At 39.3% G+C, this 23258-nt stretch carries 18 protein-coding genes and 1 tRNA gene; 17 read left to right on the forward strand and 2 right to left on the reverse strand.

The annotated features are described in order from the left end of the window. The first annotated feature begins 26 nt into the window (after positions 1 to 26). The 12 genes from hprK to whiA all read left to right on the forward strand — a co-directional run bounded on the left by hprK (position 27) and on the right by whiA (position 16333). Positions 27 to 971: an HPr(Ser) kinase/phosphatase gene (hprK, locus tag KH893_RS00420; protein ID WP_281164188.1), complete on the forward strand. Its 945-nt coding sequence runs from the start codon at positions 27 to 29 to the stop codon at positions 969 to 971. A 13-nt stretch (positions 972 to 984) separates the two neighbouring features. Then, positions 985 to 1824, forward strand: a complete 840-nt coding sequence (gene lgt, locus KH893_RS00425) for a prolipoprotein diacylglyceryl transferase (RefSeq protein WP_281164189.1) — start codon at positions 985 to 987, stop codon at positions 1822 to 1824. Positions 1825 to 1835: 11 nt separating this feature from the next. Beyond that, positions 1836 to 2849, forward strand: coding sequence for an NAD(P)H-dependent glycerol-3-phosphate dehydrogenase (locus KH893_RS00430; protein WP_281164190.1), 1014 nt, complete (start codon positions 1836 to 1838; stop codon positions 2847 to 2849). 91 nt (positions 2850 to 2940) lie between these two features. Beyond that, positions 2941 to 3873 carry a thioredoxin-disulfide reductase gene (gene trxB, locus KH893_RS00435; RefSeq protein WP_281164191.1) on the forward strand — a complete coding sequence of 311 codons (933 nt, stop codon included), beginning with the start codon at positions 2941 to 2943 and terminating at the stop codon, positions 3871 to 3873. Positions 3874 to 3983: 110 nt separating this feature from the next. Next, positions 3984 to 5711, forward strand: a complete 1728-nt coding sequence (locus KH893_RS00440) for a phospho-sugar mutase (protein WP_281164192.1) — start codon at positions 3984 to 3986, stop codon at positions 5709 to 5711. Positions 5712 to 5927: 216 nt separating this feature from the next. Continuing rightward, entirely contained in the window at positions 5928 to 7364 is a 1437-nt protein-coding gene (locus KH893_RS00445) for a nicotinate phosphoribosyltransferase (RefSeq protein ID WP_281164194.1), read from the forward strand. 576 nt (positions 7365 to 7940) lie between these two features. Next, positions 7941 to 9962, forward strand: a complete 2022-nt coding sequence (gene uvrB, locus KH893_RS00450; protein ID WP_281164195.1) for an excinuclease ABC subunit UvrB — start codon at positions 7941 to 7943, stop codon at positions 9960 to 9962. A 1-nt stretch (position 9963) separates the two neighbouring features. Next, the gene (gene uvrA / locus KH893_RS00455; protein ID WP_281164196.1) at positions 9964 to 12801 is read left to right on the forward strand and encodes an excinuclease ABC subunit UvrA; all 2838 of its coding nucleotides are present in this window, start codon (positions 9964 to 9966) and stop codon (positions 12799 to 12801) included. Positions 12802 to 12871: 70 nt separating this feature from the next. Next, the gene (locus KH893_RS00460) at positions 12872 to 13345 is read left to right on the forward strand and encodes an S-ribosylhomocysteine lyase (protein ID WP_281164197.1); all 474 of its coding nucleotides are present in this window, start codon (positions 12872 to 12874) and stop codon (positions 13343 to 13345) included. A 119-nt stretch (positions 13346 to 13464) separates the two neighbouring features. Then, entirely contained in the window at positions 13465 to 14349 is an 885-nt protein-coding gene (gene rapZ / locus KH893_RS00465) for an RNase adapter RapZ (RefSeq protein ID WP_281164198.1), read from the forward strand. Next, positions 14346 to 15368, forward strand: a complete 1023-nt coding sequence (locus KH893_RS00470) for a gluconeogenesis factor YvcK family protein (protein WP_281164199.1) — start codon at positions 14346 to 14348, stop codon at positions 15366 to 15368. The genes rapZ and KH893_RS00470 overlap by 4 nt, the downstream gene beginning before the upstream one ends. A gap of 17 nt (positions 15369 to 15385) precedes the next feature. Further along, the gene (gene whiA / locus KH893_RS00475; protein WP_281164200.1) at positions 15386 to 16333 is read left to right on the forward strand and encodes a DNA-binding protein WhiA; all 948 of its coding nucleotides are present in this window, start codon (positions 15386 to 15388) and stop codon (positions 16331 to 16333) included. A 37-nt stretch (positions 16334 to 16370) separates the two neighbouring features. On the opposite strand, the gene clpP is transcribed toward whiA, so the two are convergent. Together clpP and KH893_RS00485 are read right to left on the reverse strand one after the other, a co-directional pair. Next, a complete protein-coding gene (gene clpP, locus KH893_RS00480) occupies positions 16371 to 16964 on the reverse strand; it encodes an ATP-dependent Clp endopeptidase proteolytic subunit ClpP (RefSeq protein ID WP_281164201.1) in 594 nt (197 codons plus the stop codon). A 370-nt stretch (positions 16965 to 17334) separates the two neighbouring features. Beyond that, positions 17335 to 17406: transfer RNA gene (locus KH893_RS00485), tRNA-Arg, on the reverse strand. Positions 17407 to 17490: 84 nt separating this feature from the next. Between KH893_RS00485 and rpoN the strand changes: the two genes are divergently transcribed. From rpoN to tpiA, 5 genes are all read left to right on the forward strand, one after another. Next, complete coding sequence (gene rpoN, locus KH893_RS00490) at positions 17491 to 18795, forward strand: RNA polymerase factor sigma-54 (RefSeq protein ID WP_281164202.1); 1305 nt, start codon at positions 17491 to 17493, stop codon at positions 18793 to 18795. Positions 18796 to 19036: 241 nt separating this feature from the next. Next, positions 19037 to 20065 carry a sugar-binding transcriptional regulator gene (locus KH893_RS00495; RefSeq protein WP_281164203.1) on the forward strand — a complete coding sequence of 343 codons (1029 nt, stop codon included), beginning with the start codon at positions 19037 to 19039 and terminating at the stop codon, positions 20063 to 20065. 59 nt (positions 20066 to 20124) lie between these two features. Further along, a complete protein-coding gene (gene gap, locus KH893_RS00500) occupies positions 20125 to 21138 on the forward strand; it encodes a type I glyceraldehyde-3-phosphate dehydrogenase (protein WP_281164204.1) in 1014 nt (337 codons plus the stop codon). A 106-nt stretch (positions 21139 to 21244) separates the two neighbouring features. Next, positions 21245 to 22435: a phosphoglycerate kinase gene (locus KH893_RS00505; protein ID WP_281164205.1), complete on the forward strand. Its 1191-nt coding sequence runs from the start codon at positions 21245 to 21247 to the stop codon at positions 22433 to 22435. Positions 22436 to 22476: 41 nt separating this feature from the next. Next, positions 22477 to 23232, forward strand: a complete 756-nt coding sequence (gene tpiA / locus KH893_RS00510) for a triose-phosphate isomerase (protein ID WP_281164206.1) — start codon at positions 22477 to 22479, stop codon at positions 23230 to 23232. The last annotated feature ends 26 nt before the right edge of the window (positions 23233 to 23258 follow it).

Below are 23258 nucleotides of genomic sequence, written 5' to 3' on the forward strand. Positions count from 1 at the left end.
TCGAAGCTTTAAGGGGAGGCAATATTTTGACAAGCGCTGTTAGTGTTGAAGAAATGGTAAAAGAAACCGGGATGACGGTTTTTTCAGGTAAAGAATACTTAAAAAGCAAAATGATCACTACAAGTGATATTTCGCGACCGGGGTTGGAATTGACCGGTTATTTTCAATATTATCCAGCTGAAAGGATTCAACTGCTGGGAATGACGGAGATTTCATATGCACGCAAAATGGAAGAAAATAAAAAGCAAGCTGTTATGAAAAATCTTTGTCAAGCTGATGTGACTCCTTGCTTTGTGATTTCACGTTATCTGCCAGTTCCAGAAGAACTTAATCAAGCTGCCCAAGCCGTTCAGATCCCAGTCTTACGTTCGAAATTACCAACTACCCGGCTTTCGTCTAAAATGACAGATTTTTTAGAATCACGTTTGGCACAACGGCGTTCAATGCATGGGGTTTTAGTCGACATCTATGGTCTGGGTGTTTTGATCACGGGTGATTCTGGGGTTGGTAAATCTGAAACAGCACTCGATCTGATTAAACGTGGACACCGTTTGATTGCTGATGATCGAGTTGAAGTGTATCAAAAGGATGAACAGACGATTATGGGTGAGGCTCCCAAGATTTTGCGACATCTATTGGAAATCAGAGGGATTGGAATCATTGATGTAATGAATCTGTTCGGGGCAGGAGCTGTTCGGACAGAAACAGAAATTTCACTGATTGTTCATCTAGAAAATTGGGGTCCTGATAAACAATTTGATCGTTTGGGCAGTGCTGAACAAAAAGTACGGCTCTTCGATGTGGATATTCCTAAAATTACGATTCCTGTTAAAATTGGCCGTAACTTAGCAATCATTATTGAAGCAGCAGCAATGAATTATCGTGCAAGAACAATGGGTTATGATGCAACTAGGGCATTTGAAAGGAATTTAAATGCTTTGATCAAAGAAAACTCTACAAATAATGATTAAGGAAGTGCAAAGCTTGAATTTTCTATTAGGTGCATTAAATCCAATTGCCTTTAAGCTAGGTGAGCTTGAAGTCCATTGGTATGGTATTATTATCGCCAGTGCCGTTGTCTTAGCAGTTTTTTTGGCAGTCCGGGAAGGGAAACGCCGTGGATTAGATGAAGATGTTTTTTATGATTATATTCTTTGGGCAATTCCAATTTCACTCGTTACAGCTCGTTTATATTATGTAATTTTTCAGTGGTCATATTACAGCCAGCATTTAGATGAGATCTACCGGATCTGGGATGGTGGAATTGCTATCTATGGTTGTTTGATTGGTGCAATTGTTGTGGTCATCTTTTTTTGCCAGCGCCGCAATGTACCAGTCTGGCTGTTTTTAGATGTAGCGGCCCCAACTGTTATTTTGGCACAAGGAATCGGCCGCTGGGGCAATTTTATGAATCAAGAAGCTCATGGGCGACCAACGACTTTGGCTTTTTTACAAGACTTGCATTTGCCGACTTTTATTATTCAGCAGATGAAAATTAATGGAGTTTACTATCAACCAACTTTTCTATATGAATCACTCTGGGATATTTTAGGGTTTATTGTTTTGATCAGTTTGCGTCATCGGCCAAAGTTATTTAAGCGTGGTGAAGTTTTCTTTAGTTACGTTATTTGGTATTCTTTTGGCCGTTTCTTTATTGAAGGAATGCGGACTGACAGCTTAATGCTTGGATCATTGCGGGTTTCGCAGTGGCTATCCGTGATGCTGTTTATCGGGGCAATCTGTTGGCTATTGGCACGACGGTATTGGCATCCGTTAGAGCCTTGGTACCTGGATGGAATTACACGATTTGATCAAGAAGTTTAGGAGTGGATATTTTGAAAATTGATAAAGTGGCTGTTATCGGTGCTGGTTCTTGGGGGAGCGTTTTGGCTAATGTTTTAGTCCAAAATGGTTTAAAGGTTCAAATTTGGACTAGAGAAAGCGATCAAGTTAAGGAATTAAATGAGCAGCATACGAATCGACATTATTTGCCGGAGTTAAAATATGATCAACGTTTAGTTGCCACAGCTGATCTTCAAGCAGCAGTGACCAGTAAAGACGTGGTAATCATTGCGGTGCCAACGAAGGCTATTCGTGATGTAGCTGGTAAAATTGATCAAGTTTTGCGACAACAAACTAAAAAGCCTTTGATTGTTCATGTTAGCAAGGGACTGGAACTTGGAACACACAAAAGGATTTCACAAGTTATTGAAGAAGAAATACCAGTCAATGACTGTGCCGGAGTTGTTGTCTTATCAGGGCCAAGTCATGCTGAAGAAGTTGCCCGCAAAGACATTACTTTGATTACGGCGGCTGCCAAAAGCTTGAACGCTGCGAAGACTGTTCAACAGCTGTTTATGAATAATTATTTCCGAGTTTATACCAATGATGACATCATTGGCGTTGAATTAGGGGCAGCTTTTAAAAATATTATTGCTTTAGGAGCGGGTGCATTGCATGGCCTAGGTTACGGCGATGATGCCAAGGCAGCTTTGATGACGCGAGGATTAGCTGAAATTTCACGTTTAGGCGTCGCAATGGGTGCAAAGGCCAAGACTTTTCTTGGCTTGTCTGGTGTTGGCGATTTAATTGTAACCTGTACTAGTGTTCACTCACGCAACTGGCGGGCCGGCAATCAGCTTGGCAAAGGCGTTCCTTTAAAAGAAGTTATAAATAATATGGGAATGGTCATTGAAGGAATATCAACCACTAAGGCTGCTTATGAGTTGGCCCAACAACAGCAAATTGAAATGCCAATCACTGAAGCTATTTATGATGTCTTATACAATGGTCGGAATGTCAAGCAAGTAATTGCGGAATTAATGCAGCGCGAAGGAAGATCGGAATAAGAGCAGAAAAATTGCTTTAAGTTATTTGTTAGATATAATCTAACTTGTGCTTAGTTTGGATACAAAATTACAGAAGAAAGAAGGAGCAAGTGTGGGAGCAAAACATTATGATGTGATCGTCATTGGCGCCGGTCCCGGCGGAATGACGGCTGCTTTGTACGCTTCAAGAGCTAATTTGTCTGTGCTGCTGCTTGATCGCGGAATTTATGGTGGTCAAATGAACAATACTGCCGAAGTCGAAAATTACCCAGGATTTAAATCTATCTTAGGTCCTGATTTGGCCAAAGAAATGTATGCCAGTGCAACTCAATTTTCAGCAGAATTTGCCTATGGAAACGTTGAAAAGGTAACGGTTGACGAAGCTGGAAAAAAATTAATCAAAACGGATAATGGTGAATTTGAAACGGCTGCTTTGGTTATTGCAACTGGTTCGCAATATAAAAAATTGGGTGTCCCCGGTGAAAAAGATTACAGTGGCCGAGGTGTTTCTTACTGCGCAGTTTGTGATGGTGCTTTTTTCAAAAATCAAAATGTTGCCGTAGTTGGTGGTGGTGATTCAGCAATTGAAGAAAGCTCATATTTAGCTCAGTTGGTCTCTGAGGTCAATGTTATTCATCGCCGTGATCAGTTAAGGGCTCAGAAAATTTTACAGAATCGAGCTTTTGCTAATTCCAAAATCAAGTTTACTTGGGATACGATCGTGACCGAGATTAAGGGTGATGGGAAAAAGGTTACCAGTGTTATGACCCATAACAAAAAGCTTGGTGAAGATCGGGAAGTCCCAGTTCATGGAGTTTTCATTTATGTTGGTTTATTGCCAGTCAGTGAACCTTTTGCTGATTTAGGAATCACTGATCAAGATGGTTGGATCTTAACCAATGATCAAATGGAGACTTCCGTGCCAGGAGTCTTTGCAATTGGTGATGTGCGGAAAAAGCAATTGCGTCAAATTGCTACGGCGGTCGGTGATGGCGGAATAGCAGGTCAAAATGCTTATAATTATTTAGAGTCATTAAAAGATTAATTTTAAATGTTCTGTAAACATCCTTTTTAGGATGTTTTTTATTTCAAAGCGTTTTTATAGTATACTTAACTTGAAATAAATTGTGATTATTTTTTAAGGAGAGTGGTATCATGAGTTGGCAAAATACTTACCAAACTTGGGTCGAATATCCAAAACTTGACCCCGAATTAAAGGCCGAATTAGTAGCAATCAAGGATCAGCCTGAAAAGCAAGAAGAGGCTTTTTACGCACCACTTGAGTTCGGTACTGCTGGGATGCGGGGTGTGATCGGTGCTGGAATTAATTGCATGAATATCTATACCGTTCGTCAAGCAACCGAAGGATTAGCCCGTTTTATGGATACACTTGATGAAAAAACTAAGCAACAAGGCGTAGCAATCAGCTTTGATTCCCGTCACCATTCAGAAGACTTCGCACATGAAGCAGCTCGTGTCTTGGGAGCACACCAAATTCCGAGTTTTGTTTTTGAAAGCTTGCGTCCGACTCCAGAATTGTCGTTTACTGTTCGCCATTTAAAAACATATGCAGGAATTATGATCACTGCTAGTCATAATCCTAAACAGTATAATGGTTATAAAATTTACGGTCCTGATGGTGGACAGATGCCTCCTAAGGAATCAGATTTGATCACTAAATATGTTCGTCAAGCTGCTGATCTATTTGCAATTGAAGTGGCTGATGAACAGCAGCTAAAAGCAGCAGGTTTAATGAAAATTATTGGTAATGACGTTGATCAGGCTTACTTAGCAGAACTTGATCAGATTACGATCAATCATAAGTTAGTTGCTAAAGAAGGCAAAACCTTGAAACTAATTTTTACTCCTTTACATGGGACGGGAGCAATGTTAGGCGAAAAAGCCTTAAGGCAAGCGGGTTTTACTAATTTCACCATGGTTAAGGAACAAGCAGTTGCAGATCCTGAATTTTCAACGGTCGTTCATCCTAATCCAGAATTTCCAGAAGCCTTTGATTTGGCAATTAAGCTGGGCAAAAAAGAAGATGCTGATTTATTGATTGCAGTCGACCCAGATGCTGATCGCTTAGGAGTAGCTGTTCGTCAGCCAAATGGCGAATACCAATTGTTGACGGGTAACCAGATTGCAGCCTTAATGTTGAATTACATTTTGAAGGCTCGCAAAGCAGCTCAGAGATTGCCTGAAAATGCAGCAGCAGTTAAATCAATAGTTTCAAGTGAGTTTGCTACAGCGATTGCTCAACATTATCAAGTTAAGATGATCAATGTTTTGACAGGCTTTAAGTTTATTGCAGAACAAATTAAGAATTTTCAAGCAACTGGTTCACACACATTTATGTTTGGTTTTGAGGAAAGTTATGGTTACTTGATTCGTCCATTTGTACGTGATAAGGATGCGATCCAGTCATTAGTGATGTTAGCAGAAGTTGCTGCTGATTATAAGAGTCGTGGTATGAATTTATATGATGGTTTACAGGAATTATTTAAAAAGTATGGCTTTTTTGCTGAAAAAACGACACCAATTACCTTTGATGGAATTGATGGCCCAGAAAAAATTGCTAACTTGATGAATAAATTCCGTCAAGAGGCCCCAACAGATTTTGCTGGGCAAAAAGTCGTTGCAACAGCTGATTTCCAAAGTTCACAAAAAAAATTGGCTGATGGGACCATCACGGCCATTGATTTACCAAAGTCAAATGTTTTGAAATATTATTTGGCTGATGGTTCTTGGATTGCTGTTCGGCCTTCCGGGACTGAACCAAAAATTAAATTTTATATTGGGACCCAAGCTAACAAACAGGCTGAGGCTTTTGCTAAGCGTGAAGCATTTGAAACAGCCTTGAATAAATTTGCTGAACAATAAAATTTTTTGGATGATTGATCCGGTTTTGAGTTACTTAAACTAGGATGTTAGTTTAAGTAACTTGAAGTCGGATTTTTAATTTATAAAACAATTTAACTAAGTTGGTAGTTGACAAATTTTGTTGAACAGCATTGGCAATTGTCAGACTTGACATGTTAGACACATTAGTATACCTTGTTTTTTAGGATGTCTTGACAGAACTGTTTGGAGGAAAAGATGAAGACGCGTAATTTGACGCTGTTGTTAGATTTTTATGAATTAACGATGGCTAATGGATTTTTTAAAGAAAATCCTGAAAAGATTGGATACTTTGATTTGTACTTTAGAAAAGTCCCTGATCAAGGGGGCTTAGTTGTTTATACAGGGTTAGATCAAGTTATTAACTATCTCAGTAACCTGCACTTTAGTGATTCAGATATTGAATTTCTGCGACAGCTGGGAACTTTTGAAGAAAGATTTTTGAAGTACCTGAAAAATTTTGATTTCAAATGTGATGTTTGGTCAATGAAAGAAGGTACACCGGCTTTCCCAAATGAACCATTGTTGACGGTTAGAGGACCGTTGCTACAGGTCCAGCTTTTAGAAACGATGCTGCTGAATATTATCAATCACGAATCCCTAATTGCGACTAAAGCACGCCGAGTTTGTATGGTTGCTCGCGGTCGTAAAGTTATGGAGTTTGGTTCCCGACGAGCACAAGGGGCGGACGCTGCTACCTATGGAGCACGGGCTGCGGTGATTGGCGGCTGTTCCGGAACAGCTAACGTTTTAAGCGCTAAAGAATTCGGTTTAAAGCCGATGGGAACAATGGCTCATAGCTGGGTTCAGTCTTTTCCAAGTGAAATGGAAGCATTTGAAGCTTGGATGCGTGTTTACCCACATAATTGTTTGTTATTGGTCGATACGTACGATGTTTTAAACTCTGGTGTTTTGCATGCAATCGAAATTTTCCGCCAGTTAAAACAGCAAGGAATCGATGGACCATTTGGAATTCGGATTGATTCCGGGGATATTACCTACCTGACACGTCAAGCACGTAAAATGCTCGACCAAGCCGGTTTTGAATCAGCCACTATCACGATTTCAAATGCTCTTGATGAAGAGGTCATTCAAAATGTCTTAGAAGAGGGGGCACAGGTCGATAGTTTTGGTGTCGGTGAAAAAATGATTACTGCTGCTTCGGATCCAGTCCTCAGTGGCGTTTATAAAATGGTTGCGATCCAAGAAGATGGTAAAATTATCCCTAAAATCAAGCTCAGCAATACAGTTGAAAAAACTACGATCCCTGGTTTTAAACATCCTTATCGTTTATACGATGAAGAAGGCAAGGCCCGCGGTGATTTGTTGTTGGCGGCTGATGAAAAGGTTCGAGCTAATAGTCGAATCTACAATTCAGATCCAAACAAAACGATTCAGCTCCGTCGTTTAAAAAATTGGAAATTAAAACCATTACACCAGCAAATCTATGCTGCTGGCGAGCTGGTCTATCAACAACCAAGGACTTTGGAAGTTAAAGCTTATTCTCAAGCTAAGATCAAAGAGTTGCCAGAAGCGTGCCTGCGTTTGAAGAATCCTGATATTTATGATGTATTTTGGTCAAAACGAATTCGCGAGTTAAGGACTAAAATGATTGAAGAATTTGCCAGTAAATAATGCTTAGTAGTCGTTGCGTGCGAAAGTATGTTCGCTGTGTTAAAATGAATAAGCATGATGATGGACTGTGACAAGGTGCTTGTCATGGCCCATCTTTTAGTGCGCCCGACATGAATACTAACTAGGTGGTGAAAGTCCTGTGGGCGGTAGTGGTCGGAACCACGAACCAAAGACAAAAGTTTCCACCGTGAGATGGAATCTGAAGGAAGCCCTAGGCAAGCTGCAAGTTTTCATCAAACGACTGGACCTGTGGTTACGTGCGCGTATTCGTCAGTGGATTTGAAAATCATGGAAGAAAACCAAAACTCGAATTAATAAGCGACTGAGACAACTAGTGAATCATTAAGAGAGACTTATATTTACGCAAATGGCACGTAAGCGGCTTGATACAAACCACGCGGGCGTATTGGAATAGACCTTAACGAACGAAAAGCTGGCGAACCTTGGGCTGATGAATATAACCAAGACTTTCCAGCAAATCTAGAGTGTCTAACTGTATAAGGAACCATACGTATGATGGTGTGAGAGAACGGCGGGATGTACTGATTTTTGAAAGAAAAAGTGAGGGGACAGTCAGTGATTGAAAGACAAACAGATCGCAAGTTTGAATTAGTATCTTCGTATCAGCCAACTGGTGATCAGCCGCAAGCAATTAAGCAGCTCACTCAAGGTGTTTTAGCTGGTCAAAAAGCACAGATCCTATTGGGAGCAACTGGAACGGGTAAAACTTTCACGATTTCAAATGTCATTCAAAAAGTTAATCGGCCCACTTTAGTTTTGGCTCACAACAAGACACTGGCTGGGCAGTTGTATAGTGAGTTTAAAGAGTTTTTTCCGCATAATGCGGTTGAATATTTTGTTAGTTATTATGATTATTACCAACCAGAAGCATATGTGCCATCGAGTGATACTTATATCGAAAAGGATGCAAGTATTAACGATGAGATCGATAAACTGCGTCATTCAGCAACGAGCTCGCTGTTAGAACGTAATGATGTGATCGTCGTTGCCTCAGTTTCCTCGATCTTTGGCTTAGGTGATCCTCATGAATATAAAGCACATACCTTGTCCTTGCGTCAGGGACAGCAGCTCGACCGTGATCAGTTGCTACGTCAATTAGTCGGTATTCAATTTGAGCGGAACGATATTGATTTTCAACGTGGTCGCTTTCGTGTCCATGGCGATATTGTTGATATTTTTCCAGCTTCGCGGGACGAACGCGCCTTACGGATTGAATTTTTTGGTGATGAGATCGACCGAATTTGCGAGTTTGATGCTTTAACCGGCGAGATCGTTACTGAACGGACACATGTTTCAATTTTTCCAGCAACACATTTTATGACGAATGAAGAAACAATGAAACGAGCACTTAAACAAATTCAGACTGAGCTAGAAGTTCGTCTAACAGAACTAAAAGCAGCTGGCAAGTTGCTTGAAGCACAACGTTTAGAGCAAAGGACGACTTATGACATTGAAATGATGCGTGAAATGGGCTATTGTTCTGGAATTGAAAACTATTCGCGGCATATGGATGGAAGAAAACCAGGAGAACCGCCATATACTTTGTTGGACTTTTTCCCTAAAGATTTCTTATTAGTCGTCGATGAATCACATGTGACGATGCCACAAGTCCGCGGAATGTATCATGGCGATCGGGCGCGGAAACAGATGCTGATCGATTATGGTTTCCGGTTGCCAAGTGCCCTTGATAATCGACCGTTGACTTTAAGTGAATTTGAAAAACATGTCCATCAAGTAGTTTATATGTCAGCCACACCAGGTCCTTATGAATTAGCTCAGACAGATAAGATTGTGCAGCAGATCATTCGACCAACTGGTTTGTTGGATCCAGTGGTCGAGGTTCGGCCAATCATGGGGCAAATGGATGATTTAGTTGGTGAGATCAATTTGCGGATTGAACGCCATGAGCGTGTTTTTGTGACAACTTTAACCAAGAAAATGGCTGAAGATCTGACTGATTATCTTAAAGAATTACAGATCAAAGTCAGGTATTTGCATTCAGATGTTAAAACACTTGAGCGGACGCGAATTATTCGCGATTTACGCTTAGGAAAGTTTGATGTGTTAGTCGGGATCAACTTATTGCGTGAAGGAATCGATGTGCCAGAGGTTTCATTAGTGGCGATTCTTGACGCCGATAAGGAAGGTTTTTTACGCAGTGAGCGCTCTTTGATTCAAACGATTGGTCGAGCAGCCCGAAATGAACACGGCAAGGTGATTATGTACGCTGATGCGATCACTGATTCGATGCAAGCAGCCATTGAGGAAACTAAACGGCGCCGGCAAATTCAAAAAGGATATAATGATGAGCACCAGATTACTCCACACACGGTTAAAAAGAAAATTCGTGATTTAATTTCAATCAGCAAACCGGTCAAGAAAAAAGATAAGCGTCAACAAAGTCTAACTGAGAAAGCTTTTACTGATTTAACACCAAACGAGCAGCAGCAAATGTTAAACGATCTGCAAGAACAAATGCGTTTAGCGGCTAAGAAACTTGATTTTGAGGCGGCCGCGGCTCTGCGCGATACAATTATTGAACTAAAGGGCCAGATCAAAAAGGGAGGCAAACACTAACTTGAGTCAAGATAAGATAGTGATCCATGGTGCCAGGGCACATAATTTGAAGAATATTGACGTCACGATACCCAAGAATAAATTGGTAGTTATTACTGGTCTATCAGGATCAGGTAAAAGTTCATTAGCATTTGATACTTTATATGCTGAAGGACAGCGCCGTTATGTTGAAAGTTTATCGGCTTATGCGCGGCAGTTTTTAGGACAAATGGACAAGCCAGATGTTGATGCGATCGATGGTTTGTCACCAGCAATTTCGATCGATCAAAAGACGACGTCTAAAAATCCACGCTCGACGGTCGGAACAGTTACTGAAATCAATGACTATTTGCGTTTGCTGTGGGCCCGGGTCGGAACGCCAATTTGCCCGAATGACGGTCACTTGATTACGAGTCAGTCACCGGAACAAATGGTCGATCGAATCTTAGAATTGCCCGCACTTTCCAAAGTTCAATTATTAGCTCCGGTTGTGCGGTCTAAAAAAGGTCAGCAAAAAATTGTTCTGAATAAGATTAAACAATCAGGTTTTGTCCGTGTCAAAGTCGATGGGCAGACCTATGATCTTGATCAAGTACCGCAACTTGAAAAAAACAAGCAGCACGCAATTGACGTGGTAGTTGATCGTTTGATTATTAAACCGCAGATTCGTTCGCGATTATTTGATTCGGTTGAGGCAGCTTTAAGATTGTCTGATGGTTATTTGAAGGTTGATGTGATCAATGGTGAAATGCTACAATTTTCAGAGAACTTTGCCTGCCCGTATTGCGGCTTTACAATTAGTGAAATGGAACCACGGTTGTTTTCTTTTAATGCCCCATTTGGAGCTTGTCCAGATTGCGATGGCTTGGGAGTCAAGTTAGAAGTCGACCAAGATTTGGTCGTTCCAGATCCGACTAAAACCCTTGCCCAAGGAGCAATTATTCCCTGGAATCCGATTAGTTCTAACTACTATCCGGCTTTATTAAAACAAGCTTGTCAGGCGTTTAGGATTCCGCTGGATGTGCCATTTAATCAGCTTTCTGCCATTCAACAAAAGCAGATTTTATTTGGACAGCCGCGGCGAACTTTTCATTTTCATTATGAAAGTGATTTTGGCGGGGTGCGCGATGTTGATGCTCAATTTGAAGGAGTAATTCCGAATATTAATCGCCGCTATCATGAAACCAATAGTGATTTTACGCGTGATGTAATGCGAAAATATATGACAAGTTTAACTTGTCAAACTTGCCATGGTTATCGATTAAATCAGCAAGCGTTAGCCGTCAAGATTGCTCAAAAAAATATTGGCGAGGTTTCCGATTATAATATTCAGCAAACGCTGGCCTTTTTTAAAGAGCTTAAATTTAAAGCTCAGCGTCAAAAAATTGCCCAACCCATTTTAAAGGAAATTATTGATCGCTTGACTTTCTTAGTTAATGTTGGCCTAGCATATTTGACATTAAGTCGTTCAGCGCGAACTTTATCGGGCGGGGAAGCTCAACGAATTCGACTAGCAACACAAATCGGCTCAAATTTGTCGGGTGTTTTATATATTTTGGATGAACCATCAATTGGTTTGCATCAGCGTGATAATGATCGTTTAATTGCTTCTTTAAAGCAAATGCGTGACCTAGGAAATACATTGATCGTTGTTGAACATGATGAGGATACGATGAAAGCCGCCGATTATCTAATTGATATGGGTCCGGGCGCTGGCAGTCAAGGTGGTCAGATAATGGCGGCAGGTACTCCCAAACAAGTTGCTCGTTCAAGCAAATCCTTGACGGGTAAATATTTAGCTGGTAAACGTTTTATTCCGTTGCCGGCTAACAGGCGCAGTGGCAATGGCAAGTTTGTTAAGCTTTTTGGAGCCTCCGCCAATAATCTAAAAAAAATCGACGTGAGTTTTCCATTGGGTACGCTGACGGTTGTTACCGGTGTTTCAGGATCAGGCAAATCAACTTTAGTTAACTTGATTTTAAAACGAGCTTTAGCGCAAAAGTTAAATGGCAGTTCAGCCAAACCAGGAAAGTATCGTAAGATCACTGGCCTTGAAAATTTGGAAAAGGTGATCGATATTGATCAAACACCAATCGGCCGGACGCCACGCAGTAACCCTGCAACCTACACTAGTGTTTTTGATGATATTCGGGCTTTATTTGCTCAAACTAATGCAGCTAAAATGCGAGGTTATGGAAAAGGGAGGTTTAGTTTTAATGTTAAAGGTGGTCGTTGTGAAGCTTGTCATGGTGATGGAATCATTAAAATCGAAATGAACTTCTTACCAGATGTTTACGTTCCTTGTGAAGTCTGTCATGGGACACGCTATAATTCTGAGACTTTGGAAATTGAATATAAAGGCCAAAATATTGCCCAAGTTTTAGATATGACCGTCACGGAGGCACTTGAATTCTTTAAAGCAATTCCCAAAATTAATCATAAGCTGCAAACAATTGCTGATGTTGGTTTAGGATATGTTAAGTTAGGTCAGCCGGCAACAACTTTATCTGGTGGTGAAGCACAGCGAATGAAACTTGCTTCTGAATTACATCGCAAATCAAATGGTCAAACCTTTTATATTCTTGATGAACCAACGACTGGCTTGCATAGTGAAGATATTCGCCGTTTATTGCAAGTTTTGCAGCGTTTAGTTGCTAAGGGTAATACAGTTTTAGTGATCGAACATAATTTAGATGTGATCAAAAGTGCCGATTATTTGATCGATTTAGGTCCAGAAGGTGGCGATGGCGGTGGAACCGTTGTGGCTACTGGAACGCCGGAAGAAATTGCCCAAGTTAAGGAGAGCTATACTGGTTTTTATTTAAAGCAAGTGTTGGAACGGATGAAAACTTTACGTTAAACAAAGCAGTGCTTGCATTTTTAACTTAAAATGACTAGAGTTAAGATGAATATGTATTGGAGGGATTTAAGTGGCAAAAGTTGAAAGTTTTACTTTAGATCATACTGCAGTCAAGGCACCTTATGTTCGGTTAATCACGGTTGAAACAGGTCCTCAGGGTGATAAAATCTCTAATTACGATCTGCGTTTGGTACAACCCAATGAAAATGCAATTCCAACAGGCGGTTTGCATACCATTGAGCATATGCTGGCTGGTTATATTCGTGATCAATTGCCAGGGGTCATTGATTGCTCACCATTTGGTTGCCGAACTGGTTTTCATTTGATCGTTTGGGGTGAACATGACACCCAGACAGTTGCCAAAGCTTTGAAATGGTCACTCGAGCAAATTGCCAAGGCATCCTGGGAAGATGTTCCAGCTACCGATATTAAGAGTTGCGGCAATTACCGTGATCATTCATTATTCTCGGCTCAGGAATGGTGCAAGAAGATTTTAGCAGAAGGAATTTCTTCTGACCCATTTGAACGACGAGTAGTTGAATAATTTAAGAATAAATTTGAAGCCGGCTTGAATTTGAAGCCGGTTTTAGTTTATTTTATTAATAGCCAAAAATAAATCTTGCATGATATAATACATTGGAGTTTGAAAGAGGGACGAAGAAAATGAAAAAAGCAATTCAATTGGTGGTGATCACAGGAATGAGTGGTGCCGGCAAGACCGTGGCGGTTCAAAGCTTCGAGGATCTGGGCTATTTCTGTGTTGATAATATGCCGCCAGCACTGTTGCCAAAATTTTGGGAATTAGTACGTGAATCTGGCAAAGTCGACAAAGTTGCTTTGGTGATCGATTTGCGTTCTAGAGCCTTTTATGACGAAATTGTTGAGATGTTACGTAACTTAGGTAATCGAGAATTTGTTGATGCTAAAATTTTATTTTTAGATGCTTCAGATGCGGAACTTGTTGCACGCTATAAAGAAACTCGTCGTTCTCATCCATTGGCGATGGAAGGTCGCTTGATGGATGGAATTCGTTTGGAAAGAGATTTATTGCGGGAAATTAAAATGCGGGCTCAACTAGTAGTCGATACAAGCAGTTTAACACCTCGCCAGCTGCGAGAAGAAATTTTCCACAATTTTCAAACTGCGGAAACGGCATCGTTCCATATTGAAGTGCTTTCTTTTGGATTTAAATATGGTTTACCTATTGATGCTGATATCATTATGGATGTTCGCTTTTTACCAAATCCCTACTATGTACCAGCTTTGAAAAGCAAGACTGGCTTGGACCAAAAGGTTTATGATTATGTAATGAATTCAGCCAAGACAGAAGAATTCTATCAATTATTTATCAAAATGCTTAAGGAAATAATTCCTGGTTATGAGCAAGAAGGTAAAACTAGTTTAACAATTGCGATTGGCTGTACGGGTGGACAGCATCGATCGGTCGCTTTAGCTAAACGAGTTGGCAGTGAATTGAAGAGGGATTATCCAGTTAAAATCAATCATCGAGACATTGCTCGCAGAAAGGAGACTGTTAATCGCTCATGACATTTTATACGAAAGCCAAGCGTCGTTCACCGCGAATTGTGGTTATTGGTGGTGGAACGGGCTTGCCAGTGATCCTACGGGCTTTTCGCCAACAGCATGCTGAGATTACTGCCGTTGTAACTGTTGCTGACGATGGAGGATCTTCCGGCGTAATCCGTGACTTTATCAATGTTGTGCCACCTGGAGATATTCGGAATGTGTTAGTGGCACTTTCAAATCTTCCAGAAATATACAAAAAGATTTTTCAATATCGCTTTGATTCACAAGATCAATTTTTCTCTGGTCATGCAATTGGCAATTTAATTATTGCTGCTTTGTCGGAAATGAATGGTGACGGAATTTTCAATGCAGTTCAAGAATTGGCTAAAATGATGAAAGTTGATGGTCATATTTATCCGGTAGCAAACGAGCCTTTAATTTTGAATGCTGCTTTTAAGGATGGCACTAAGCTTAGCGGTGAGTCTGAAATTTCTGCAGCTGGAAAAACAATTGAGCGAGTTTGGGTAACTTCTGTAGCAAATAAGCAGCCGGCAGCGGTGCCAGAAGTGATCGATGCCATTTTGCATGCCGATCAAATCGTTTTAGGACCAGGCAGCCTTTTTACCAGTATTTTACCAAATTTAATGATTTCTAACGTGGGAGCGGCCATTTGTCAAACACAAGCTGAAGTTGTTTATATTTGCAACATTATGACCCAAAAAGGTGAGACAGAGCACTTTAGTGATGCTGATCATGTTCGGGTTTTGAACCGCCATTTAGGCAAGAACTTTATTGACACTGTTTTAGTAAATACAAAACCAGTCCCACATGATTATTTGGACCATCAAAAATATGATGAATATTTGTATCAAGTTAAACATGATTTTAATGGATTGCGTGCACAGGGATGTCGAGTAATTTCTGATAATTTTCTTGAATTACGTGGACATGGTGTTTTTCATAACGGTAGCCAGGTTGTCGATGAATTAATGGAGTTGACTAGTCGGCCGCTTTCCTGGATTGATGATGAGTTTAATTAAAGGAAGGGACGATAAATTTGTCTTTTGCAAGTGATGTCAAAAAAGAGCTAACTTTGCTTGAGGTTCGTCAAATGAATGCTAAGGCTGAATTGATGGCGCTGATTATGATGAGTGGATCCTTAAGCTTGGCAAATCATCGTTTTGTTTTGAATGTTCAATCAGAAAATCCAGCAATTGCTCGTCGAATCTATCGCTTGCTGAAGGAGCTTTACGCAATTGAAAGTGAAGTTCTAGTTCGACGAAAAATGAAGCTTAAAAAAAATAATTTGTATATTGTCCGCTTAAAAAGAGGAACAGAAGAAGTTTTAACTGATTTAGGAGTTTTTGATGGACATCAAATTACTCGTCAAGCAGCAGTTGGATTACTTCATCATGATAGTCAGATTCGCTCATATTTAAGAGGAGCCTTTTTGGCAGCTGGTTCAGTTAATAACCCTGAAACGAGCCGCTATCATTTGGAGATTTATTCTTTGTATGAAGAACAGAATGATTTGATTTGTCAATTGATCAATCGGTATCATTTAAATGCCCGAAAAACTGAACGTCGCAGTGGCTATATAACTTATTTAAAGGAAGCTGAAAAAATTGGTGAATTTTTATCGCTAATTGGGGCAACTAGTGCGATGCTAAAATTTGAGGATATTCGAATTGTACGTGATATGCGAAACTCTGTGAATCGAATTGTTAATTGTGAAAATGCCAATTTAAATAAGATTGCTGATGCTTCTAATCGGCAAGTTGTTAACATCAACTTTATTAAAGAACAAATTGGATTAAATCAACTGCCGCCTAAATTGCGTGAAATTGCATTGGCTCGTCTGTCCCATCCAGAAATTTCACTGAAAGAATTGGGAGAAATAGTTCCAAATGGTCCAATTTCAAAATCAGGTGTTAATCATCGATTAAGAAAAATTAACGAGTATGCAACTGCTTTAAGGGAAGGTAAAAAAATTTCGAATTTATAAAAAAACTGCTTTTTTTAAAAGCAGTTTTTTTAGCAAATTATTTTAGATTCTTCTTATTTTTCATGATTCCATCAATCAATCCATAATCAAGAGCTTGTTGAGCAGTCATAAAGTTATCACGTTCAGTATCATGATTAATAACTTCGATACTTTGACCGGAACCATCTGCCAAAATCTTATTGATTAATTTTCTAGTTTTTAAAATGTGTTCAGCGGCAATATTAATATCAGTTGCTTGTCCTTGAGCTCCACCTAAAGGTTGATGAATCATAATCTCTGAATTTGGTAAAGCAAAGCGTTTACCTTTAGTACCAGCTGTTGCTAAGACACTAGCCATTGATGCAGCCATCCCCATTACAATTGTTTGGACATCTGCACTCACAAAATTCATTGTATCGTAAATTGCTAATCCTGCTGAAACACTTCCACCCGGTGAGTTGATGTAGATATAAATATCTTTTTCAGAATCTTGTGCGTCTAAGAAAAGCAGTTGAGCGATAATTGAGTTAGCCATATCATCATTAACTTCTCCAGATAGCATAATGATTCGATCTTTAAGCAAGCGCGAATAAATATCATAAGCTCGTTCGCCTCGTGACGACTGTTCGATGACAGTAGGAACTAAATTCATGTTAAATAACCTCCCTGATCAATTTAACTGATACCTCTATCATATCATTCTGGCATCATTAAGGCTAGTTTACTCTAATGGTCAAAAAAGGTCAAAGAAATTGCTGGATAATTTTTAATTACAGTGATGGTAGCTTAATTTTAAAACAAGCTTGTATTCCACTGATATAGAAGACCTTAGACTAACAAATTGGTAAACGAGAATCAGCACAACATCTATGTTATACTAAAAACGTGTTCATTAAGAGATTGAATTCCAATTATTATTTTTACCGCACAGCAAGTAATTAGCTAAAATTGAAGGATCGCAAAAAAAGCCTTGAAAAATCAAGGCTTTAAGGAAATGTGAAAAAGTATGGTTAACTTTCCCATGCGCCACGTGGGAGTCGAACCCACATTACAAGAACCGGAATCTTGCGTGCGATCCATTACACTAGCGGCGCAATACTATTTTATTTTACTTGAAGAAGCAGAAAAATGCAACCTTTGATTTACAAACAAGGTTTAAAAAATTAAAGGAGAAAATTATGCCCTTTGAAGCGAGTCTAAACCAAACTCAAAAACAGGTTCAGCGTTTAGCAATGAATCAGCAAATGCAACAATCACTTAAGGTCTTACGTTATGGTATTGAGGATTTACACAATTTTCTAAATCAAAAACAATTAGATAATCCATTTATTCAAGTTAAAGAAAATACTCTATCCAAGGCCTCAATTGGTGATCAACAGTTTGTCTTAGATAATCTAGCTGATCATCATCGACAAACATTAAAAGACTATTTATTATCGCAAGTAAAATTAACAATGCGTCGGACATATATTCGTGGTTGGGTGATTTTTTTAATTGATCAACTTGATCAAAATGGATATTTGAGGGCGGACTTGGATTTGATTTGCAATAAAACAAAAGTTGACCAAACGACCTTATTAGATGCATTGACCCTTTTACAGCAACTGGATCCACCAGGGGTTGGAGCAAGAAACTTGCAAGAGTGTATTTTATTACAAATCCAAGCCGATCAATCAGCACCAAAACTGGCTTATCAAGTGATTGATAAATACTTTGATGAATTTGTCGAGCATGATTGGTCTGAAATTAAGAATCAATTAAAAATCAAAACTCAAGAAGTTGATCGAATAGTTGAATATATAAAAACCCTTTCTCCTGCTCCGGGCTCAGTTTTTGGAACTGAGGAAATTGGCTATATCTATCCTGACTTAATTTTTAAAGTTGATTATTTCAAAAAAAAGATTGAGGTAGTCTTAACTAAAAAAACTAATCCCGAAATCGTCTTTAAACAAAGTTACTTCGAAAAGTTTGTAAATTTACCTGATCAGGAAGTAAAAGATTTTTTGCAACACAAAAGGTCAGAGTATAAAACGTTAATAAACAATTTAGAACAGCGAGGAACTACTATTTTAAGAGTTGGAAGAGAAATTGCCAACTTCCAAAAAGATTTCTTTTTAGAAAAAAGTCATCCCTTAAAGCCACTTCTATTAAGAGATGTAGCACAAAAGCTACAATTGCACGAATCCACAATTAGTCGTGCTGTTAATGGGAAGTATTTAAAGTGTGATTTTGGTATCTTTGAATTGAAGGGCTTTTTCAAGAGGCCAGTTAGTAGCAAAACTAATGCGGATTTGTCTGCTGAAAGCATCCAAGTTCAAATCAAGGCTTTAATCAAAGCAGAAAATCCAAGACATCCATTATCAGATAGTAAGTTGGTAAAAGTATTGGAGGATAGCAAAATTTTTCTTTCACGTCGAACAGTCGCAAAATATCGCGAAGAATTGTATATACCTTCGTCGACAAAAAGAAAGCAAAAAGAGTAAAAGGGATTTTTTAATGAAGACAAATTACCTAAGTGAATTTTTGAGCTTTAAAAAGCCTAAAAATTAGTTGAGTTGATTGGTGCGTAATTTACTAGTTTGCTTGCATTAATGGTAAATTGTTGCTATAATTCAGGGTGTAGTTGAGGTGCGATAAAAACAAAAAGGTAGCTTGTTTTTTTAACTAGCTGGATCGTTTGGTGACACCGTTGGCTCAAAATTGTCCCATAGGAAGGGTTATGAAATGAACCAAGAGTTAGAATGGATTGAGCAAATTGCTCCTGACATGATTGAGACTTTGGTCCAGCGTTTCATGATTATTCGGCATATATATTGGGAACAGCCAGTTGGTAGGCGTACTTTGGCTCAAGAAATGGGCTTGACTGAAAGAGTTTTACGTACAGAAACAGATTTTTTGAAGAAACAAAAGTTGATCAGTGTTTCCCGTTCAGGGATGACGGTTACTGAAAAAGGTAGAGAACTTACTTTTGGATTGAGAAAAGTAATGGATGACTTAGTTGGAATTCAACAACAAGAAGTTGATTTGGCTAAGTTCTTGGGAATTTCACATTGTATGATTGTTCCTGGCAATACAGATGAGCAAGCAAGGGTAATTGAATCAATGGGAAAATTAGTTGAAGAAGCCCTTGAGATTTTGCTACCATTGGGTCATAATGTTGTTGCTGTTATGGGTGGGACGACAATGGCAAAGATTGCTCATTGCTTAACTCCTAAATTGTCTGATAACCGTGACTTGATTTTTGTCCCCGCTCGAGGAGGAATTGGCGAAACAGTTGCGATTCAAGCAAACAGTGTTAGTGCTGCGATGGCACGTAGAACCAGAGGAAAACACCGAGTTTTATATGTGCCAGAGCAATTAAGTGTACAAGCCTACACTCCGCTCCTCAGTGAGCCGACTATCCAACAGGTGATTCAATTAATTAGAAGCAGTGATGCAGTTATTCATAGTATTGGGCAGGCTGTGAAAATGGCTGAAAGAAGAGATATGAATAATGAGATTGTTGCAATGTTGAAAAAAAAACATGCTGTTGGAGAAGCATTTGGTTATTTTTTTGATGAAAGTGGTAAAATAGTGTATAAGATCCCACGAATCGGTGTGCAGTTAGAGGATCTCGCTAAGATGAAATGTGTGTTAGCAGTTGCTGGAGGGACTTCAAAAGCGAAAGCAATTGTAGCATACATGAAACATGTACCAAGTCAGACGTGGTTAGTTACGGATGAGGGTGCCGCAAATTCGATTTTAAAAAAGTAGTGTTTAACCAGCACGCTTTTTAAAATAAATTTTTATTTCCTAAAGGAGGAAATTTTAGTATGACTACTAAAGTAGGTATTAATGGTTTTGGCCGTATCGGTCGTCTTGCATTTCGTCGTATCGCTGAAACTTCAGAAGGTCTTGAAGTTGTTGCTATTAACGATTTAACTTCACCAGCAATGTTGGCACATCTTTTGAAGTATGATACAGCTCATGGTCAATTTGATGCTGAAATTTCGGCAACAGAAGATTCATTGGTTGTTAACGGAAAGAAGATCCCTGTATACGCTGAACCAGATGCTCATAACATTCCTTGGGTTAAGAATGACGGTGTTCAGTTGGTTCTTGAATCAACTGGTTTCTATACTTCAACAGAAAAAGCTCAAGCTCATATTGATGCTGGAGCTAAGAAAGTCTTGATTTCTGCACCTGCTGGCAAGATGAAGACAATTGTTTATGGTGTTAACGACGATACATTGACACCAGATGACAAAATTGTTTCAGCTGCTTCATGTACTACAAACTGCTTGGCACCTTTGGCAAAAGCAGTTAACGATGCATTTGGTATCAAAGCTGGTACAATGACAACTATTCATGCTTACACAGCTACTCAGAAACTTCAAGATGGACCAGATCGCAAGGGTAACGTTCGTAATGCACGTGCTGCTGCTGAAAATACAATTCCGCATTCAACTGGTGCTGCAAAGGCAATTGGTTTGGTAGTTCCTGCATTAAATGGCAAACTTGATGGTCATGCACAGCGTGTACCAGTTATTACTGGTTCATTAACAGAATTAGTAACAACTCTTAACAAAGAAGTTACAGCTGATGAAGTTAATGCTGCTGTTAAGAAAGTTACTGAAAATAACCCATCATTTGGCTATAACGCTGATGAAATTGTATCATCAGATGTCATTGGTACAACATTTGGTTCAGTCTTTGACCCAACTCAAACACAAGTTGTTGGTAAAGGTGAAGGACAAGTTGTTAAGACAGTTGCATGGTATGACAATGAATCTGGCTTTACAGCACAAATGATCCGTACATTAGAGAAATTTGCTAGCATGCTTTAAGATTTAGCAAACGCTAAGTTGATAAACTGATTGCAAGTCATCGAGGCGGGGGGAGGCAAAACTCTCTTCGCTTTTTCTTTTAATAAATATGGAGGCTGAATATTTTATGGCTAAACTAACTGTATCAGATTTAGATGTAAAAGGTAAAAAAGTTTTAATTCGTGTTGATTTTAATGTTCCGATTAAGGATGGCGTAATTGGCAATGATAACCGGATTGTTGCTGCTTTGCCGACAATTAAATATGTTACTGAACATGGTGGCAAAGCAATCTTGTTCTCACATCTTGGCCGGGTAAAAACGGAAGATGATAAGAAGAAGCTTTCGTTGCGTCCAGTTGCTGAGCGCTTGGCTGATTTGATCAAAAAACCAGTTACCTTTGTTCCAGCAACTCGTGGGCCACAACTAGAAGAAGCTATCGGTAAAATGAATGATGGTGATATTCTGTTAGTTGAAAATACCCGCTTTGAAGATTTAGATGGCAAAAAGGAATCTGGCAATGATCCTGAATTGGGCAAGTACTGGGCATCATTAGGCGATGTTTATGTCAACGATGCTTTTGGTACTGCTCATCGTAAACATGCTTCTAATGTTGGGATTGCCAGCAATATGGAACAAGCAGCGGCAGGCTTCTTGTTGGAAAAAGAAATTAAATTCTTAGGTAATGCAGTTGATAATCCAGTACATCCATTTGTTGCAATTCTTGGTGGTGCTAAGGTTTCTGACAAGATCGGTGTTATTGATCATTTGTTGGGCAAAGCTGACAAAATCTTAATCGGTGGTGGTATGACCTATACATTCTATGCAGCAAAGGGAATGAAAATTGGGAATTCATTAGTCGAAAAAGATAAAGTAGAACTAGCTAAATCTATTATGGAAAAAGCTGGTGACAAACTGGTTCTTCCGGTTGATTCAGTTGTTGCGGAGAAATTCTCAAATGATGTACCTAATAAAGTTGTTGAAGGTGAAATTCCTGATGGTTATATGGCACTTGACATTGGAGCAAAATCAATTGCTTTGTTTGAAGATGTTTTGAAAGATGCAAAGACTGTCGTTTGGAATGGACCAATGGGTGTTTTTGAGATGAGTAATTATGCAAAGGGTACACTTGAAGTTGGTAAATTCTTGGGTACTTTAAGTGAAGCCACAACAATTGTTGGTGGTGGTGATTCAACTGCTGCCGTTCAACAGTTAGGTGTTGCCGATAAATTAACTCATATTTCAACTGGTGGCGGTGCTTCGTTGGAATATCTTGAGGGTAAGACATTGCCTGGGATTGCTGCTGTTTCAGATAAATAAATATTAAAATTTAAATTAGGTTGAATGAAAGGATGATTTTTGTGCGTACACCAATTATTGCTGGTAACTGGAAAATGAACATGAATCCTAGTGAAACAGCAGAATTTGTTAAAGCAGTTAAGGATAATTTGCCAAGTGCTACTTCAGTTGAATCTGTCATTGCTGCTCCAGCAGTTGATTTGCCAGCTCTGTTAGAAAATGCTAAGGGTTCTGAATTAAAAGTTGCCGCTGAAAATTGCTACTTTGAAGATAAAGGTGCCTTTACCGGAGAAACTTCACCAAAAGTTTTAAAAGATATGGGTGTCGAGTACGTGATTATTGGTCATTCAGAACGCCGTGATTATTTCCATGAAACAGATGAAGATATTAATAAAAAAGCGCATGCGATTTTCCGCAATGGTTTATTGCCGATTATTTGCTGTGGTGAATCCTTAGAAACACGTGAAGCTGGCAAAGCTGAAGAATGGGTTTCTGGACAAGTTAAGGCTGCCCTTAAAGATTTAACTGCTGATCAAGTTGCTCAGTTAGTTATTGCTTACGAGCCAATTTGGGCAATTGGAACTGGTAAAACTGCTAGTGCTGATCAAGCTGAAGAAATCTGTTCGGTAATTCGCAAGACGGTTGCAAGTCTTTACGACCAAACTGTTGCTGATAAAGTACGGATCCAATATGGCGGTTCGGTAAAGCCTGCTAATGTTAAGGAATTAATGTCTAAAGAGGATATTGACGGCGGTCTAGTTGGCGGAGCTTCACTAGTACCAGAATCATTTTTGCAATTAGTTCATTTTAAGGATTAAAAGACCGTTAGTTAATTAATAATTGA

The organism is Liquorilactobacillus sicerae (genome assembly GCF_029916425.1).
Classification (GTDB): domain Bacteria; phylum Bacillota; class Bacilli; order Lactobacillales; family Lactobacillaceae; genus Liquorilactobacillus; species Liquorilactobacillus sicerae.

Coding starts and splice junctions, on each gene's coding strand:
- rpoN (WP_281164202.1), top strand. CDS start 17,491: ATGCCCTTTGAAGCGAGTCTAAACCAAACTCAAAAACAGGTTCAGCGT.
- KH893_RS00495 (WP_281164203.1), top strand. CDS start 19,037: ATGAACCAAGAGTTAGAATGGATTGAGCAAATTGCTCCTGACATGATT.
- KH893_RS00440 (WP_281164192.1), top strand. CDS start 3,984: ATGAGTTGGCAAAATACTTACCAAACTTGGGTCGAATATCCAAAACTT.
- KH893_RS00505 (WP_281164205.1), top strand. CDS start 21,245: ATGGCTAAACTAACTGTATCAGATTTAGATGTAAAAGGTAAAAAAGTT.
- gap (WP_281164204.1), top strand. CDS start 20,125: ATGACTACTAAAGTAGGTATTAATGGTTTTGGCCGTATCGGTCGTCTT.
- rapZ (WP_281164198.1), top strand. CDS start 13,465: ATGAAAAAAGCAATTCAATTGGTGGTGATCACAGGAATGAGTGGTGCC.
- KH893_RS00470 (WP_281164199.1), top strand. CDS start 14,346: ATGACATTTTATACGAAAGCCAAGCGTCGTTCACCGCGAATTGTGGTT.
- clpP (WP_281164201.1), bottom strand. CDS start 16,964: ATGAATTTAGTTCCTACTGTCATCGAACAGTCGTCACGAGGCGAACGA.
- KH893_RS00445 (WP_281164194.1), top strand. CDS start 5,928: ATGAAGACGCGTAATTTGACGCTGTTGTTAGATTTTTATGAATTAACG.